Source organism: Bacillus sp. USDA818B3_A, from assembly GCF_009928415.1.
Lineage (GTDB): Bacteria > Bacillota > Bacilli > Bacillales > Cytobacillaceae > Neobacillus.
Genome location: NZ_JAABNN010000004.1, coordinates 78,649 through 92,755, shown reverse-complemented (window position 1 = coordinate 92,755; position 14,107 = coordinate 78,649). Strand labels below are relative to the sequence as shown.

At 40.4% G+C, this 14,107-nt stretch carries 19 protein-coding genes; 15 read left to right on the top strand and 4 right to left on the bottom strand.

From position 1 onward, the window contains the following. Nucleotides 1-29: 29 nt before the first annotated feature. On the bottom strand, nt 30-269 hold the full coding sequence (locus tag GXK58_RS10220) for a NifU family protein (protein WP_160722390.1): 240 nt from the start codon (nt 267-269) through the stop codon (nt 30-32). Between the two features lie 150 nt (nt 270-419). Between GXK58_RS10220 and GXK58_RS10215 the strand changes: the two genes are divergently transcribed. Beyond that, nucleotides 420-746 (top strand): YuzD family protein, encoded by a 327-nt coding sequence (locus GXK58_RS10215; protein ID WP_160722388.1) that lies wholly within the window; start codon nt 420-422, stop codon nt 744-746. Nucleotides 747-1,058: 312 nt separating this feature from the next. Here GXK58_RS10215 and GXK58_RS10210 read toward each other — a convergent pair whose 3' ends face one another. Beyond that, complete coding sequence (locus GXK58_RS10210) at nt 1,059-2,123, bottom strand: NAD(P)/FAD-dependent oxidoreductase (protein ID WP_160722386.1); 1,065 nt, start codon at nt 2,121-2,123, stop codon at nt 1,059-1,061. A gap of 214 nt (nt 2,124-2,337) precedes the next feature. On the opposite strand from GXK58_RS10210, the gene GXK58_RS10205 reads away from it, so the two are divergent. Together GXK58_RS10205 and GXK58_RS10200 are read left to right on the top strand one after the other, a co-directional pair. Next, nucleotides 2,338-2,577: a YuzB family protein gene (locus GXK58_RS10205; RefSeq protein WP_160722384.1), complete on the top strand. Its 240-nt coding sequence runs from the start codon at nt 2,338-2,340 to the stop codon at nt 2,575-2,577. A 125-nt stretch (nt 2,578-2,702) separates the two neighbouring features. Further along, nucleotides 2,703-3,068, top strand: a complete 366-nt coding sequence (locus GXK58_RS10200) for a HesB/IscA family protein (RefSeq protein ID WP_160722382.1) — start codon at nt 2,703-2,705, stop codon at nt 3,066-3,068. A gap of 75 nt (nt 3,069-3,143) precedes the next feature. Here the strand turns inward: GXK58_RS10200 and GXK58_RS10195 are convergent, their stop codons facing one another. Further along, nucleotides 3,144-4,142, bottom strand: a complete 999-nt coding sequence (locus tag GXK58_RS10195) for an NAD(P)/FAD-dependent oxidoreductase (RefSeq protein WP_160722380.1) — start codon at nt 4,140-4,142, stop codon at nt 3,144-3,146. A 460-nt stretch (nt 4,143-4,602) separates the two neighbouring features. On the opposite strand from GXK58_RS10195, the gene GXK58_RS10190 reads away from it, so the two are divergent. The 8 genes from GXK58_RS10190 to kapD all read left to right on the top strand — a co-directional run bounded on the left by GXK58_RS10190 (nt 4,603) and on the right by kapD (nt 10,930). Then, a complete protein-coding gene (locus GXK58_RS10190) occupies nt 4,603-5,820 on the top strand; it encodes an NAD(P)/FAD-dependent oxidoreductase (RefSeq protein ID WP_160722378.1) in 1,218 nt (405 codons plus the stop codon). Between the two features lie 220 nt (nt 5,821-6,040). Then, nucleotides 6,041-6,169, top strand: a complete 129-nt coding sequence (locus GXK58_RS10185; RefSeq protein WP_160722376.1) for a YuiA family protein — start codon at nt 6,041-6,043, stop codon at nt 6,167-6,169. A 120-nt stretch (nt 6,170-6,289) separates the two neighbouring features. Beyond that, nucleotides 6,290-6,613: a YuiB family protein gene (locus GXK58_RS10180; protein ID WP_160722374.1), complete on the top strand. Its 324-nt coding sequence runs from the start codon at nt 6,290-6,292 to the stop codon at nt 6,611-6,613. Nucleotides 6,614-6,723: 110 nt separating this feature from the next. Further along, nucleotides 6,724-7,335: a 3D domain-containing protein gene (locus tag GXK58_RS10175; protein ID WP_160722372.1), complete on the top strand. Its 612-nt coding sequence runs from the start codon at nt 6,724-6,726 to the stop codon at nt 7,333-7,335. Between the two features lie 108 nt (nt 7,336-7,443). Then, nucleotides 7,444-8,952, top strand: coding sequence for a leucyl aminopeptidase (locus tag GXK58_RS10170; protein WP_160722370.1), 1,509 nt, complete (start codon nt 7,444-7,446; stop codon nt 8,950-8,952). A 411-nt stretch (nt 8,953-9,363) separates the two neighbouring features. After that, a complete protein-coding gene (locus tag GXK58_RS10165; protein ID WP_160722368.1) occupies nt 9,364-9,609 on the top strand; it encodes a hypothetical protein in 246 nt (81 codons plus the stop codon). Nucleotides 9,610-9,739: 130 nt separating this feature from the next. Beyond that, the gene (locus GXK58_RS10160; RefSeq protein ID WP_160722366.1) at nt 9,740-10,123 is read left to right on the top strand and encodes a hotdog fold thioesterase; all 384 of its coding nucleotides are present in this window, start codon (nt 9,740-9,742) and stop codon (nt 10,121-10,123) included. Nucleotides 10,124-10,306: 183 nt separating this feature from the next. Beyond that, nucleotides 10,307-10,930: a 3'-5' exonuclease KapD gene (gene kapD / locus GXK58_RS10155; protein ID WP_160722364.1), complete on the top strand. Its 624-nt coding sequence runs from the start codon at nt 10,307-10,309 to the stop codon at nt 10,928-10,930. Between the two features lie 87 nt (nt 10,931-11,017). Here the strand turns inward: kapD and GXK58_RS10150 are convergent, their stop codons facing one another. Beyond that, on the bottom strand, nt 11,018-11,398 hold the full coding sequence (locus GXK58_RS10150) for a kinase-associated lipoprotein B (protein WP_272928142.1): 381 nt from the start codon (nt 11,396-11,398) through the stop codon (nt 11,018-11,020). 158 nt (nt 11,399-11,556) lie between these two features. Between GXK58_RS10150 and GXK58_RS10145 the strand changes: the two genes are divergently transcribed. The 4 genes from GXK58_RS10145 (at nt 11,557) to GXK58_RS10130 (ending at nt 14,029) form a co-directional block, all read left to right on the top strand. Then, nucleotides 11,557-12,240, top strand: a complete 684-nt coding sequence (locus GXK58_RS10145; protein ID WP_160722777.1) for a peptidylprolyl isomerase — start codon at nt 11,557-11,559, stop codon at nt 12,238-12,240. 90 nt (nt 12,241-12,330) lie between these two features. Next, nucleotides 12,331-12,540, top strand: a complete 210-nt coding sequence (locus GXK58_RS10140) for a hypothetical protein (RefSeq protein ID WP_160722360.1) — start codon at nt 12,331-12,333, stop codon at nt 12,538-12,540. A gap of 101 nt (nt 12,541-12,641) precedes the next feature. Further along, nucleotides 12,642-13,193: a superoxide dismutase family protein gene (locus GXK58_RS10135; protein WP_160722358.1), complete on the top strand. Its 552-nt coding sequence runs from the start codon at nt 12,642-12,644 to the stop codon at nt 13,191-13,193. Between the two features lie 416 nt (nt 13,194-13,609). Further along, nucleotides 13,610-14,029: a hypothetical protein gene (locus tag GXK58_RS10130; RefSeq protein WP_160722356.1), complete on the top strand. Its 420-nt coding sequence runs from the start codon at nt 13,610-13,612 to the stop codon at nt 14,027-14,029. Nucleotides 14,030-14,107 lie beyond the last annotated feature (78 nt).

The window sequence follows — 14,107 nt, the reverse complement described above, 5'->3', positions numbered from 1 at the left end:
GCCGATTTCGGCAATCGCTTTTTAGCATTTTAGAATACCTGCTCTACTTCCACAATTCCAGGAACTTCTTCAAGAAGAGCTCTCTCAATGCCCGCTTTAAGTGTGATTGTAGAACTTGGGCAGCTGCCGCAAGCACCTAATAGGCGAAGCTTAACAATGCCATCCTCCACATCTACTAATTCACAATCTCCACCATCGCGAAGAAGAAATGGACGTAATTTATCTAATACTTCTTGAACTTGTTCAAAAATTTGAGTTTCTGTTGCCATATTAATCGACTCCTTTCCTAATTATATTATAATGCGATAAGTGCTAAAAATCCATTCTCAGAAATTAGGAAAATACAGTTTTATACCCTTATTTTTAGTGAAAATTTTTCCTATCGTTTAAAATAAAAGAAAAAGGCAGGAATGATTAGAATGGGAATGAAAGAAGTGGAAATAATCCTGTATGGGGCTGAAACCTTATGTCCAAGTTGTGTGAATTTACCGTCATCAAAAGAGACTTTTGAGTGGCTTGAAGCCGCTATTGCCAGGAAGTTTCCCAATCAGCCTGTAAAAATGTCGTATGTGGATATATTTCAACCATCGGGTGACAGCGAAAAATTAACCTTTGCGAAAAGGGTGCTTGAAGAAGATTTATTTTATCCAGTGGTCGTCATTAATGAAAAAATTGTTGGAGAAGGTAATCCTCGACTAAAAACAATTTTTGCTGAACTTGAGAAATATGGTTACATAGCAAAGTAAAAGAAGCATTCCATTCATAGTAAAGGCACTGAAAAAATCCATTTTATTAAAATTTAGCCTGTGTAAAAGAACACTGTTGATTGGAGTGGAAGGCGGCGAAGACTCCTGCGGGAGTACGGGGCAGGGGAGACCCCGCAGGCGCCAATGCGCCGAGGAGGCTCCCCGGCACGCCCGCGGAAAGCGAAGCCGCCTGGAACGGAAATCAACAGCCTCATTTAGACACACACCCTAAATTTAAAGGACTTTTTCAGTGCCCTCTTCATAGTTGGAATGCTTCTTTTGTTACGTTCAGAGCTGTTCTTCGCTTTATTTTTAACCATTATGAAACTTATATAACCACAGTATCCCTGATTTTAACAGACGGGCTACCCGGCCTGTAATCGCACGGTCGGCCATCACTCCAAAACCTTGCTTTTTCCCAAGCGAGCCGAGGACACCTTTCAATTTAATAGGCGGGAAAGCTTCTGGAAGTGGTTCACCGTTCCAGCGTCTTTTTAGTACTTCGACAACCTGTTCTGCCTGTCCCTCTGCTAGCTGCGCACTCGGGGCATGGGGCGAATGGGCACAGTCACCCACAATAAAGACATGTTCATCATTCGGTAAGTGATGGCGGGGGGTGACAATCATCCTGCCTAAGCGGTCTTTTTCACCGTCCATTTGCCGAATGATTTGATTGGCTTGAATGCCTGCTGTCCATACAATCACATCGCAATCAATTGGCACATCGTGATTATATAAACGCTTATCTTCTACTTTCGTAATATTGGATTGATTAATAATCTCAACATTATTCCGGACAAACCAGTTTTCAACATACTTGCTTAATCTCTCAGGAAATGAGGATAAGATATGTTTGCCTCTATCAAATAATTTAATCTTAAGATCTTCACGGCTTTCACTTAACTCACTTGCTAATTCAACCCCGCTTAAGCCAGCCCCGACAATTCCAACGACAGAGCCGGGACCAAGGTTATTTAAGACCGAGTAGGTAAGCCGGGCCTTTTCAATCGATTGAATACTATAGGTAAATTCAGACGCTCCTGGGACATCGTGGTACTTATCTTCGCAGCCAAGGCCGATGACTAAATCATCATAGTGAAAGGAAGAGGTATCCTTTAGATTCACTTGATTATGTTTAGTATCAATTCCAATTACCTCTCCATATTTAATCTTTAGACGCGGATGTTCGGGAAAAGCAACACGTATTTCTTTATCAGAAATAGTCCCGGCAGCTAAAGCATAATATTCGGTTTTTAAGCAGTGATATGGAACACGGTCGACGAGGGTGATGGTGACATCTTCGGGCAAGTTGGGAAGCAGTTCATGTAAGATTTTCATTCCGCCATAGCCGCCGCCGAGAATAACAAGGTTTTTCATGGTTATTTACCCCTTTGCTTTAACAGGCTTGTAATAGTATGACTGAAAAATAAAATAGTAGAATAATATTATCTCATTAACATCTAGAGTATATATAAATTGTGGCAAAACAACAACATTTTTCACTTCGGTATTGACAAAGGTATAACAAACATGGTATTTGACGGTTTTAATTAAATAGAGTAGGATTAAAGGGTGTTAAGAGGTGAAAATATTGATTAAGCCGATCATTGAATTTTGTATAAGCAATCTGGCAAATGGTGCACAAAAAGCACTGGAAAAACTGCAAAGAGATCCTAATCTGGATATTATCGAATACGGATGTCTCGGGTACTGCGGGAAATGTGCGCTATCTCTTTATGCTTTAGTTAATGGAGAAGTGGTGGCAGGGGACACACCAGACGATCTGGTTGAAAAGATCTATCAATATCTGGATGAAAATCCGATGTTTTAATAAAGGGGCAATCGTGCTCCTTTTTATATAATGTTTTTTTTAAAAAATTAGTGCATTTAAATTAGTTGAGTCTTCAATCACACGTGTATATACTATATTAAAAGCCTCAAGAAGGAGGAATTATGATGAGCAAGGAAATTATCATTCTAACCGAAGCGGCCATCTCACACATTAAAGAGATGATGAAGCATAACGAAGAAGAAGGTGCCTTTTTACGAGTGAGTGTAAAGGGAGGCGGCTGCAGCGGCCTTTCGTACGGAATGGGTTTTGCCCATGAAGTAAACGAAGACGACCTTCAATTTGAGCAGCACGGAATTCCTGTTCTCGTTGATAAAGAAAGTGCCCTAATCCTGCAAGGTACAAAAATTGATTATAAAGAATCCATGATGGGCGGCGGATTCACCATCGATAATCCAAATGCCATCGCTTCATGCGGCTGTGGTTCATCATTCCGGACGGCAACAGCAGCTGGAACACCAGAGGAATGTTAAGAAATGAACAAAAAGGCGCCGGCTAAAGACGCCTTTTCCGGCTCCAGCGCCCTGTTTTAGGGCGCCGGAGCTTTTTTATTTATCAAACATAGACGAACTATGGAGCGGCTGGATTTTTGCTTTTGGATCAATAAAGGATTTTGCATTATTAATGGCTGTTGGTGCTTCCCCAAATCCACAGGCAATTAGTTTAACTTTTCCGGCATATGTACAAATGTCACCTGCTGCGTAAATTCCTGGAATATTGGTTTCCATTTTTGAATTAACGACAATTGAATTTTTTTCAATGGTAAGTCCCCACTCTTTGATCGGGCCAAGCGAAGAAACAAATCCATAATTACAAATGACCGCATCCACATCGATGATTTCGGTTTCCTCCCCCTTTACTGTTTTAAGCACCACTTGTTTAATCCCTTCATCGTCACCAATTAAGTCGGCGGGAACATAGGGGGTTTTCACTTCAACCTTTGAGTTATAGAGATTCTCTACACTGTGTTCATGGGCTCGGAATTTATCGCGGCGATGGACAATTGTTACAGATTCAGCAATAGGCTCCAGCATTAAGGCCCAGTCAACGGCAGAATCCCCGCCGCCAAAGACGACCACTTTTTGCCCTCGTAACTGGTTTAAGTCATCTATAAAGTAATAAAGGTTCCTATTCTCATATTGCCGGGCACACTCCAGCTCTAAGCGGCGCGGTTGGAATGCACCATTACCAGTCGTTATAATAATAGATTTTGTATAATGAACTTCCTTATTCGTTGTTAATTTAAACAAACCATCTTTGTGTTTTTCAAATTTCTCAACAGACTGCTCTAGAACGACTGTCGGTTCAAATTTAGCCATCTGTTCTTTTAAATTATTGATCAATTCTTGTGCGCGAATCTTTGGAAAACCTGCTACATCATAAATATATTTTTCGGGGTATAGGGCGGATAATTGACCGCCAAGCTGCGGCAGACTTTCAATAATTTTAACAGACGCTTGTCTCAGGCCTCCATAAAAAGCTGTAAAAAGACCGGTAGGACCGCCGCCAATAATAGTAATATCATAAATTTTTTGATCCTCTTGCATTCGTATCCCCCCAACAAGTTGTAACTACCTTTATTCCATATCATATGACATGAAATCGTTATGAAGTATGGATCTTTTGATAAGGGAATCTTTGGATGTATAAACCGCGAAAATATTTATAAAAATTGCTTGAAAATAGCGTGAAAGTAGCATAACATGTAATGTGGATATATTGTTAAGTTTTTGTGACAAAATAAGTACACTTATGTGAATGTGTCTCTATTCATAATATTCATTCTTTTTCATTTAAATGACTCACTTACTCTATGTACTTATGGTCATTTCTTTTTCTTTATTCCTATTCGTGAAGTAAATCACATAATTGTTTTTTGCCTTTAATCGTGAAGTATCTCACATACATCATTTTTTTGATTAATAAAATAAAAATGGTGATTGAAGCGGAAGATAAGAAAAAGAGCATTTATAATTCAAAATACTATAAAAGGTGGAAGTGATCACTTTGAAAAAGCCTAAAATTGTGATTCTCGGTGCAGGTTACGGCGGACTTCTTACAACAGTTCGTTTGCAGAAATTAATCGGTGTAAATGAAGCAGATATCGTTTTAGTAAATAAAAATGATTACCATTATGAAACAACATGGTTACATGAGGCATCTGCTGGTACTCTTCACCACGATAAAGTCCGTTACGATATTCGTGATGTTATAGACCGCAGCAAGGTTGATTTTGTTCAAGACACTGTTGTTGAAATTAATAAAGAAGAAAAGAAAGTCATCTTAGGAAAAGGCGAAGTTAATTATGACTATCTTGTTATTGCCCTTGGTGGTGAACCAGAAACATTCGGTATTAAAGGCTTAAAAGAATATGCCTTTGGAATTACGAATGTCAATTCTGCCCGTCAATTACGTGAGCATATTGAATATCAATTTGCTACTTACAATATGGAAGAGGAAAAGAACGATAATCGTCTATCCATTGTTGTTGGTGGTGCTGGTTTTACAGGAATTGAATTCCTTGGTGAATTAACAAACCGTATTCCAGAATTATGCAAAGAATATGATGTGGATTTCCACAAGGTTAAAATTTATTGTGTAGAAGCAGCCCCAACCGTATTGCCTGGTTTCGATCCTGAGCTAGTTAATTACGCTGTATCAGTGTTAGAGCGTAAAGGTGTTGAGTTTTTAATTGGTACTGCGATTAAGGAAGCTGTGCCTGGCGGTATTTTTGTAGCCAAAGGCGATGCGGAGCCATATGAAATCAAGTCTGAAACTGTTGTTTGGGCAGCAGGTGTACGTGGTAACTCTGTCATCGAAAAGTCAGGCTTTGAAGCAATGAGAGGCCGCGTAAAGGTTCAACCGAATCTTCTTGTTCCTGGATTTGATGATGTCTTTATCATTGGTGACAGCTCTCTTGTTATCAATGAAGAAATCAATCGTCCATATCCGCCAACTGCGCAAATTGCAATGCAGCAAGCTGAATTAACTGCAAAGAATATTACTGCATTAATTCGTAACAAGGCAGACTTAGAAACCTTTACATTCGATAATAAAGGTACTGTTTGCTCTCTTGGTGAAGATGATGCAATTGGTGTTGTTTTTGGTAAAAAACTTACCGGCGGCAAAGCATCTTTTATGAAAAAAGTTGTTGATAACCGTGCGTTATTCATGATCGGCGGCGCGGGTATGGTAATGAAAAAAGGTAAATTTAATTTCTTTTAATAAGTGATTCGTAAAAGGGCAGAGAAGTTCTGTCCTTTTTATTATGGATTATATTATTTGTTAAATTTTTAGATAATTAGAGTAAGCTTATGTAAATGGGAGAAAATCTAACGTGTATCCGGTTCCATGGTGGAATTTGGATAAATATAACTCTTTCCTTTTTTACGGATTTTTGGTATATTATCAGAAAATTGAGATAATAAAAAGGAGGGCGAAGAGAATGACTGTAAAAACGGCTGAATCGACAAAGACTTGTGATTATTGTGATGGAAAAGGGTATTTTCAATTAGTGTTAGGCGGATCGGAAACTTGCCCGGGCTGTGAGGGAACTGGTAAGAAAAAAGAATAAACGATTGTGTATGTAAAGCTTCTTAGATTGTAAGAGGCTATTTTTTTGTTTGCGTTTTTATTGACTCCCCCATCGACTTTAAGTACACTAATTGTTGATGTATAAAGGGGGAATTGTCAGATGCAGATGAGCATTGTGGTCCTAATCATCTCAATCGTGCTATTTTTTGTTTTATTTTTTGGAATCGGTTTTATTCTCAATATGCTCTTAAGAATGTCTTGGGTTATGGCAATTATTTATCCTATTATAGCTATTTTTATTGTAGATAAAGTGGGGTTTGCGGAGTATTTTACAAACAGTAAATACGCCTTTCAAGATCTGTGGTCAAGAATCAGCGCATTAGCCGCGGCTGATATTTTCATTTTGATTAGCGGGCTCGCAGGTGCGATTGCAGCTGGATTTACGATTAAACTATTACGAAAAAGTGGATATCAAATGTTTTAAGACTTTTACCTTAAGTAAGAGTCTTTTTTTGTACCTATATTTTTCCTCCTCCAATTTGTATATTTCCCTTTACTTTGGGAATGAATATTTTGGAGGAGTGAAAAAATTCAATGAGTAAAGTAAAAAATTGGACGAAACGATTGGCAATGTTCTGCCTGTTTATTATGGCATTGGCTGCAACTTTTCAGTCCATTACCGGTGTGAATGTAAGATCATTGATTCTGCCGTTTGCATCCGTTTTTTCGTTTAGTAACCAGGTGGAGGCGAAAGCACCTCCATTGTTGGAAGACGCTTTCGACTGGTCGAAGTACCCTAAGCATACGGTAACAGCTACAGGGTATACAGCAGGTTTTGAATCCACTGGAAAATCCCAGGGTCATCCTGAATATGGCATTACCTACTCAGGGGTGAAAGTGAAACGTGACTTATTCTCAACCATTGCAGCTGATCTAAATATATTTCCGATTGGGACCATTCTTTTTATCCCTGGCTATGGGTATGGCGTTGTTGCCGATAAGGGTGGCGCTATTAAAGGAAATGAGCTTGATCTTTATTATGAAACAGTTGACGATGTCTATAAGCAGTGGGGCAAAAAACAGGTCGATGTGTATGTTGTCGAGCAGGGAAATGGTCATCTAACGGAAGAACAATTACAAACATTAAATAATGATAAATCGCTGCAGGTATTCCGCCAACAATATACCCGCTCAGAGAAAAGATAAATACTAATCAACCTAGCAGGCTTTGTGCCTGTTTTTTACGTTACTTAGAGTTCCGAAACAATATCCTTTTCGTTATAATATAATCATATATCTTGGAGGTGAAGGCACATGTTTCATGTGATTAAAGAGGTAGATTTAGAAGTAGGCCAGGAGAGCTTGGTTATTGGACTATTTGAAAAGCCTGAGAAATTTACAGGTGTTTTAGCTGGGCTAGATGAGAAATTTAATGGACAATTAACAGAACTGGTTAAATCAGGCGATCTTTCAGCTAAACGAAAAAGCATAACGAAAGTACATAGTTTTGAAAAAATAGGAGCGAAACGGATCTATTTTGTTGGATTAGGAAAGGAAAAGGAATTATCCTTTGAAAAACTTCGATCCTCGTTTGGAAAAGTCTTTAAGCAGTTAAAGGTAAATAAACTCGAGGAAACAGCTGTCTTCCTGGATTCGTTTGTTACCGAGGAAGTTAATGGCTTAGACGCAGCTCATGCTTTGAGCGAAGCATTGGCGCTCTCTATGTATCAATTCGATGGATATAAACAAAAATCAAATGAACCAGAGAAAAAACTAGATAAGGTAACCGTTTATTTCGCTGGAGCAGAAGAGGAGGATGTCCGAGCTTCTTTAACTGTAGGTTATGCCTTCGGTAAGGGAACTAATTCAGCACGCACTCTTGTGAATACTCCTGGGAATTTACTAAATGCAACAGATTTGGCAAATTATTCAGCGGAACTTGCAGCAAAATTTGATTTCGACGTGGAGATTCTTGATAAAGAGGAAATCGAGAAATTAGGGATGGGGGCATTTCTTGCTGTCAATAAAGGGTCTGTTGAGCCTCCAAAAATGATTGTCTTAAAATATCAAGGAAAAGATAATTGGACAGATGTCATCGGCCTTGTTGGAAAGGGAATTACCTTCGATACAGGTGGTTATTCGATTAAAACAAAAGCCGGCATTGTTGGTATGAAGACCGATATGGGTGGTGCTGCTGCGGTGTTAGGAGCGATGGAGATTATTGGTGAAACAAGGCCGGAACAAAACGTAGTCGCGGTCATTCCATCAACAGATAATATGATTAGCGGTGGAGCGTTCAAGCCGGATGATGTGATTACATCCATGAATGGAAAGACGATTGAGGTCTTGAATACGGATGCTGAGGGACGTCTGGTGTTAGCTGATGCCATTACATATGCTAAGCACCATGGAGCCAATTATTTAGTCGATGTGGCAACTTTAACAGGCGGAGTAATCACGGCACTTGGTTTACACACAACTGGAGCCATGACAAATGAAGAACGATTGTATGAACAAGTGCGTGAAGCTTCTGCCGAGGCAGGGGAACAGATGTGGCTGCTGCCTTTGTTTGAGACGGAAATAGAGCGAGTTCGTAACAGTAAAGTGGCTGATTTAAATAATTCTCCAGGCAGTGAGGGACACGCCCTTGTGGCTGGTGCGTTTATCGGCGAATTTACTGAAGGAACTCCATGGGTTCATTTAGATATTGCCGGAACAGCAACAACTGCAAAAGACCATGATCTTGGTCCAGCGGGAGCCACAGGTGTAATGGTTCGTACACTTGCATTGTTTGTAGAACGTTTTGAATCTATTGAAAAATAAACTTAAGCCCCAGCAGCTTATTAGCCAAACGCCGCTAAACGGGCGCTTCCGCTTTTCTATTGTCTAGCTGCAGCGCCCAGCGGCTAGTGTCCTTCCGCGCTTCTCCCTACGATAAGTCAACATCGAATCGCTAGCGCTCTTCGTGTTGTCTAGCTTCGGCGCCTAGGGGCTCGGGGTTATAAGCCAATCCGTCAAGAAGGCTAAAGAGCTGCCTTCTCGCCGGCTCGTCTTATACCTGTCGCCCCTGGTCAAGGCGCCTCCGCTTTTCGGTTTTCCTTTATCTCAGTCGATGCACTCCAGGCCATACGCCGCTAAACGGGCGCTTCCGCTTTTCTTTTTGCCCACTCAAAACCGACAGTTTTTGCATATGAAATAGTGTAGGCAAGTATAGAAAAAAGGAGGTAATAAGGTATGTACCCATATCGAAGCCCGTACCCGGTACAAGATCAGCGGTTTATCGGTCTTGGCTGGCCATTAGCGATCGGTGGACTTAGCTTTTTAGGTGGTTTAATTGGAGGGGGATTAGGAGCATCTTTTGGAGCTCGGCCCTTCTATGGCGGATACCCTGGATTCGGCGGTTATCCAGGTTTTGGATACCCTGGTTTTGGTGGCCCGGGATTCGGAGGTCCTGGATTCGGATACCCTGGTTTTTATTAAATTTCGGAAAAAACAGCTCCTGCAGCTGTTTTTTCTTTTTTTAACATAGTAAACAACATTCAATAAGAGGAATATGCAACATGGTAAAGAATACGTTAATATGAAAAAGAAAAAGGTTTGGAGGGGTAAGATGATTAAAAATACATTAATCGAGGCACTTGGAATCGAAATTACTAAAATGGAACCAGGGAAAGTCACTGCAACCATGCCTGTAGATCATCGGACTAAGCAGCCATTTGGCTTACTTCATGGCGGCGCATCTGTTGCTTTAGCGGAGACAGTTGCAAGTCTAGGAGCCTATGAACTCGTTGACAAAGAATCAGAAGCGGTAGCAGGGCTTGAAATCAATGCAAATCATGTCCGTCCGAAAACAGAGGGAATCGTTACGGCAGTGGGAACTGTCCTGCATCAAGGCAAAACCACGATGGTATGGGATATAAGAATTACCGATGAACAGAATAGGCTCATCTGTGTTTCTAGATGTACAATGGCCGTCATCAAACTCAAAAAATAAGCTTTCTATAAAGAGAATGGAGTAACCATTCTTTTTTTGTGTCCATTGTACAAAAATTTAAAAAATTCTCTCTTGATTCATGTTATAATATAAGAAATAAAAAAATAGAAAAAAAGCACAATTTTTTGTACAGGTATCTTTATATAATGGTAGTAAGATGGAAAAGAAAAGGTGGTGAAAACGATGAGAGTAAAGAAACAATATTTATTTATTGATTTTGAATTTACCATGCCGGAGCGAAATGTTCGTATGAAAGACTTCTTTGCGGAAATCATTGAGGTCGGGATTGTTGCTGTTGTGGATGACCAAGTAACAGAACAGTTCTCTTCCTACGTAACTCCGTTAAAGTTCCCCAGATTATCTGAACGCTGCAAATCATTCTTACATATTACGCAGCAACAGGTCGACAGGGGGATGAGCATATACGAGCTCATTAAGAAATTGGCGGAATTCAATAAGGACAATGTTGACACAACCATCGTTACTTGGGGAAACATGGATATGAAGGTACTGAGGCAAAATTGTTTAATGGCGGGAGCACCATTCCCATTTACAGGAGCTGAATTAGATTTATCAATGGAGTATAAACGATTCTTTGGAGATCAAAACCAAACAGGTTTGTGGAAAGCCGTTCAGGAATACGGAAAAGAAGGGACCGGAAAGCACCATCGGGCACTGGACGATGCCTTAACTACCTACAATATATTCAGACTGGTTGAAAAGGATAAACGCTATTTGGAAAAACCTCAACCAACGACGATCGGTGACCGAATCGATTTTTCAAAACTGCTAAATGAATTCGCATAAAAGGCCAAATCATTCAAACTGATTTGGCCTTTAATCATGTTCCAGCATTTTGAGTGCCAACATTAAGGCGCTCCCACTTTTGTTTTTTTAAGATAATTTGTAGTCCGCCTCAAGAGACTCCAATGCCCGAAGACTCATCTCTGCCCACTGCGAATCCGTTTCAGCTAATTCATTTTTCATCTTTTCTAAAGCCTCTTTTAAGGAAGTCTGATAATTTGGTACTTCTCCCTCAAACGGTTTTACCATTTGTTTTGGAACATTGGTTTGTTCTCTGAAACTTAAAGCCTTTCTTTCATGGAAAAAACCAACATCCGCATCCTTTGGATGGTGCAGATCCCCCTGGATGGGATGTTTCAGCACGGCTAAAACTCTCACTAAATAATGCTGAGGGCGAACATCGGTTATTTCTCCAATATATTTTCCTGTTTTATAGATTCCTGTTACCATATCGCCAACTTGTAATTCCATCACAAATCAACCCCCTTATTAATAAATTCACTTGATTCCTCTCCTTCATTATGACTAAATTAAAAACATAGTGCAAAAAGTTTAAAGTGAATAAAATGGAGGGATGATAATTGAGAAAGCGGTGGCCATTAATTTTTCTTTATTTAACGATTGTCCTGATGTTAGCGGCGTGTGGGACAAGCCTGAAAAAACAAGAAGAAAGCTCGGCTTCAAAAACGGAACAAAAGGAAGGAGCAGCCCAAGTGTCAGATACCAATTTTCCTCAGCTTTCAACCGAAGTAGCTGAAAATGAGAAATTAGTAGAAATGGAAACCTCGATGGGTTCGGTTAAAATTAAACTTTTTCCGGAGTACGCTCCAAAGGCTGTCGAAAACTTTGTAAAACACAGTCAAGAAGGCTACTATGATGGTCAAATCTTTCACCGGGTAATCAAAGATTTCATGATTCAAGGCGGCGATCCAAAAGGGAACGGAACGGGCGGTGAAAGTATCTGGGGTAATCCATTTGAAGATGAATTTTCTAATCATCTCTTTAATCTTCGCGGAGCATTATCGATGGCAAATGCCGGATCTAATACAAATGGAAGTCAATTTTTTATTGTTCAGAGTAGTTCCCTAGACCCTTCGATGAAATCTGAAATGGAAAAAGCAGATTATCCGAAAGAAATCATCGATGCCTATGATAAAAATGGCGGCACACCATGGCTTGATAATCGCCACACAGTATTTGGGCAAGTCATTGAAGGAATGGACATTGTTGATAAAATAGCTGATACGAAAGTGGATAGTAAAGATAAGCCTGAACAAGATGTCTTGATTAAGGGAATTAAAGTATTAAAATAATGCAGCCGGACAGTATTCTTCATTGGTACGGAATCTTTTGTTATAATAAGGTTGAACTTATTAGGGGTTTTTTAGAAGGGGAGAAGAAAAATGTTTCTGCCATCCGTACTAGCATTATTTTTATATTTTCCTGAAGATAAATCAGAATATATTCCTGCAGCCATCACCTGTGCTATTTTCTTAATCGGTGCCTTACTGACCATGAGGCTGATCATCAAGATTTCCAATCGGGAAGCGGCTAAGACGAAAGAATTAGAAGAACAAGTAACAAACAATCAATCTTCCCAAAGGAACAGTTAAGCCTGACTGTTCCTTTTTTGTTTTTTGGATGAAGTTTTTGGAATAGCAGCCATCCGTCTTGCTCATACTAATCCCAAATTGTCTTAGATGGGGGAAATCTGATGAAGAAAAGTTGGATGCTTATTCCACTTCTTTTCCTTTCAGGCTGTATGGAAAAGGAAATAAAAAAGTTAGATGTGGAGATGTATAATCCTTCTGGAGACTCACTTGGGACGATCACCCTTGCTGAACAGTCGAGCGGTGTGAAGATGTCGGTCAATTTAAAAGGGCTGCCTGCAGGGGAACATGCCATTCATATACATGAAACGGGTAAATGTGAGGCCCCTGATTTCAAGTCAGCAGGGAACCATTTTAATCCTGAAAGTAAAGAGCATGGCCTCTTGCATCCTAAGGGTGCTCATGCAGGAGATTTGCCGAACTTAATTGTGGAGGATGACGGTTCTATAATGGCGGATATAATGGCGCCTAATGTGACTTTAAAAAACGGAAAGACATCATTATTTACAAAGGAAGGCACCTCAATTGTCATTCATGAAGGAAAAGATGATGGGATGACTCAGCCAGCGGGAAATTCCGGGAATCGAATTGCCTGCGGAGAAATTTCTAAAGAGAAAAAAGCAGGGCAGCAAAAGGCACAAGACGAAAAGAAATAGAGTTAATTCCAACTCTAAGAGTTATGTGAGCGTTTAATCAACCGTTATAGTTTAAACTTAGAGCCAACGGTAGTTATGAGAGTGTCTAATCAACCGTTAGGGTTCAAACTTAAAGCCAACGGTAGTTATGAGAGCGTCTAATCGACCGTTAGGGTTCAAACTTAGAGGAAACGGTAGTTATGAGAGCGTCTAATCGACCGTTATGGTTCAAGCTCACAGCCAACGGTAGTTATGAGAGCGTCTAATCGATCGTTATGGTTAAAAGCTCACATCACAATGGCAGTTATGAAGCTTCCTTCGCCTTTGTTCACCTATTTACCGGCCACATACAGTTTTTTTTAAAACCATAGGTATCCATCTAAGCTTATCCAAAAAGTGGACATACACTGTTAGGGAGAATGCAAGGAGGCGATCTTATGGAAAAAAGGCAATTTGGACAAATGGGGGTTCCTCAAATGATGGGCGGTTATCAAGGCTATCCACAAATGGGAGGGTACCCAATGATGGGTGGTCAGCAAATGATGGGCTACCCGCAAATGGGTGGATATCATCCACAGATGATGGGCGGATTTCACCAAGGCTATCCACAAATGGGCGGCTTTCCTCATATGATGGGTGGACAGCAGCCAATGGGAGGCTTCCCTCAAATGGGCGGACAGCAGCCAATGGGAGGCTTCCCGCAAATGGGCGGTCAGCAGTCAATGGGAGGTTTCCCGCAAATGGGCGGTCAGCAGTCAATGGGAGGCTCCCCACAAATGGGCGGTCAGCAGCCAATGGGAGGCTTCCCACAAATGATGGGCGGTTCCATGCAGGGACAACGAAAAAAGAATAAATAATCAATAACAGTGAGAGCCTGTTCCTGGAAAAAGGGACAGGTTTTCCTTTTCTCTTGCTTTCATTCCCATCTTTATAGA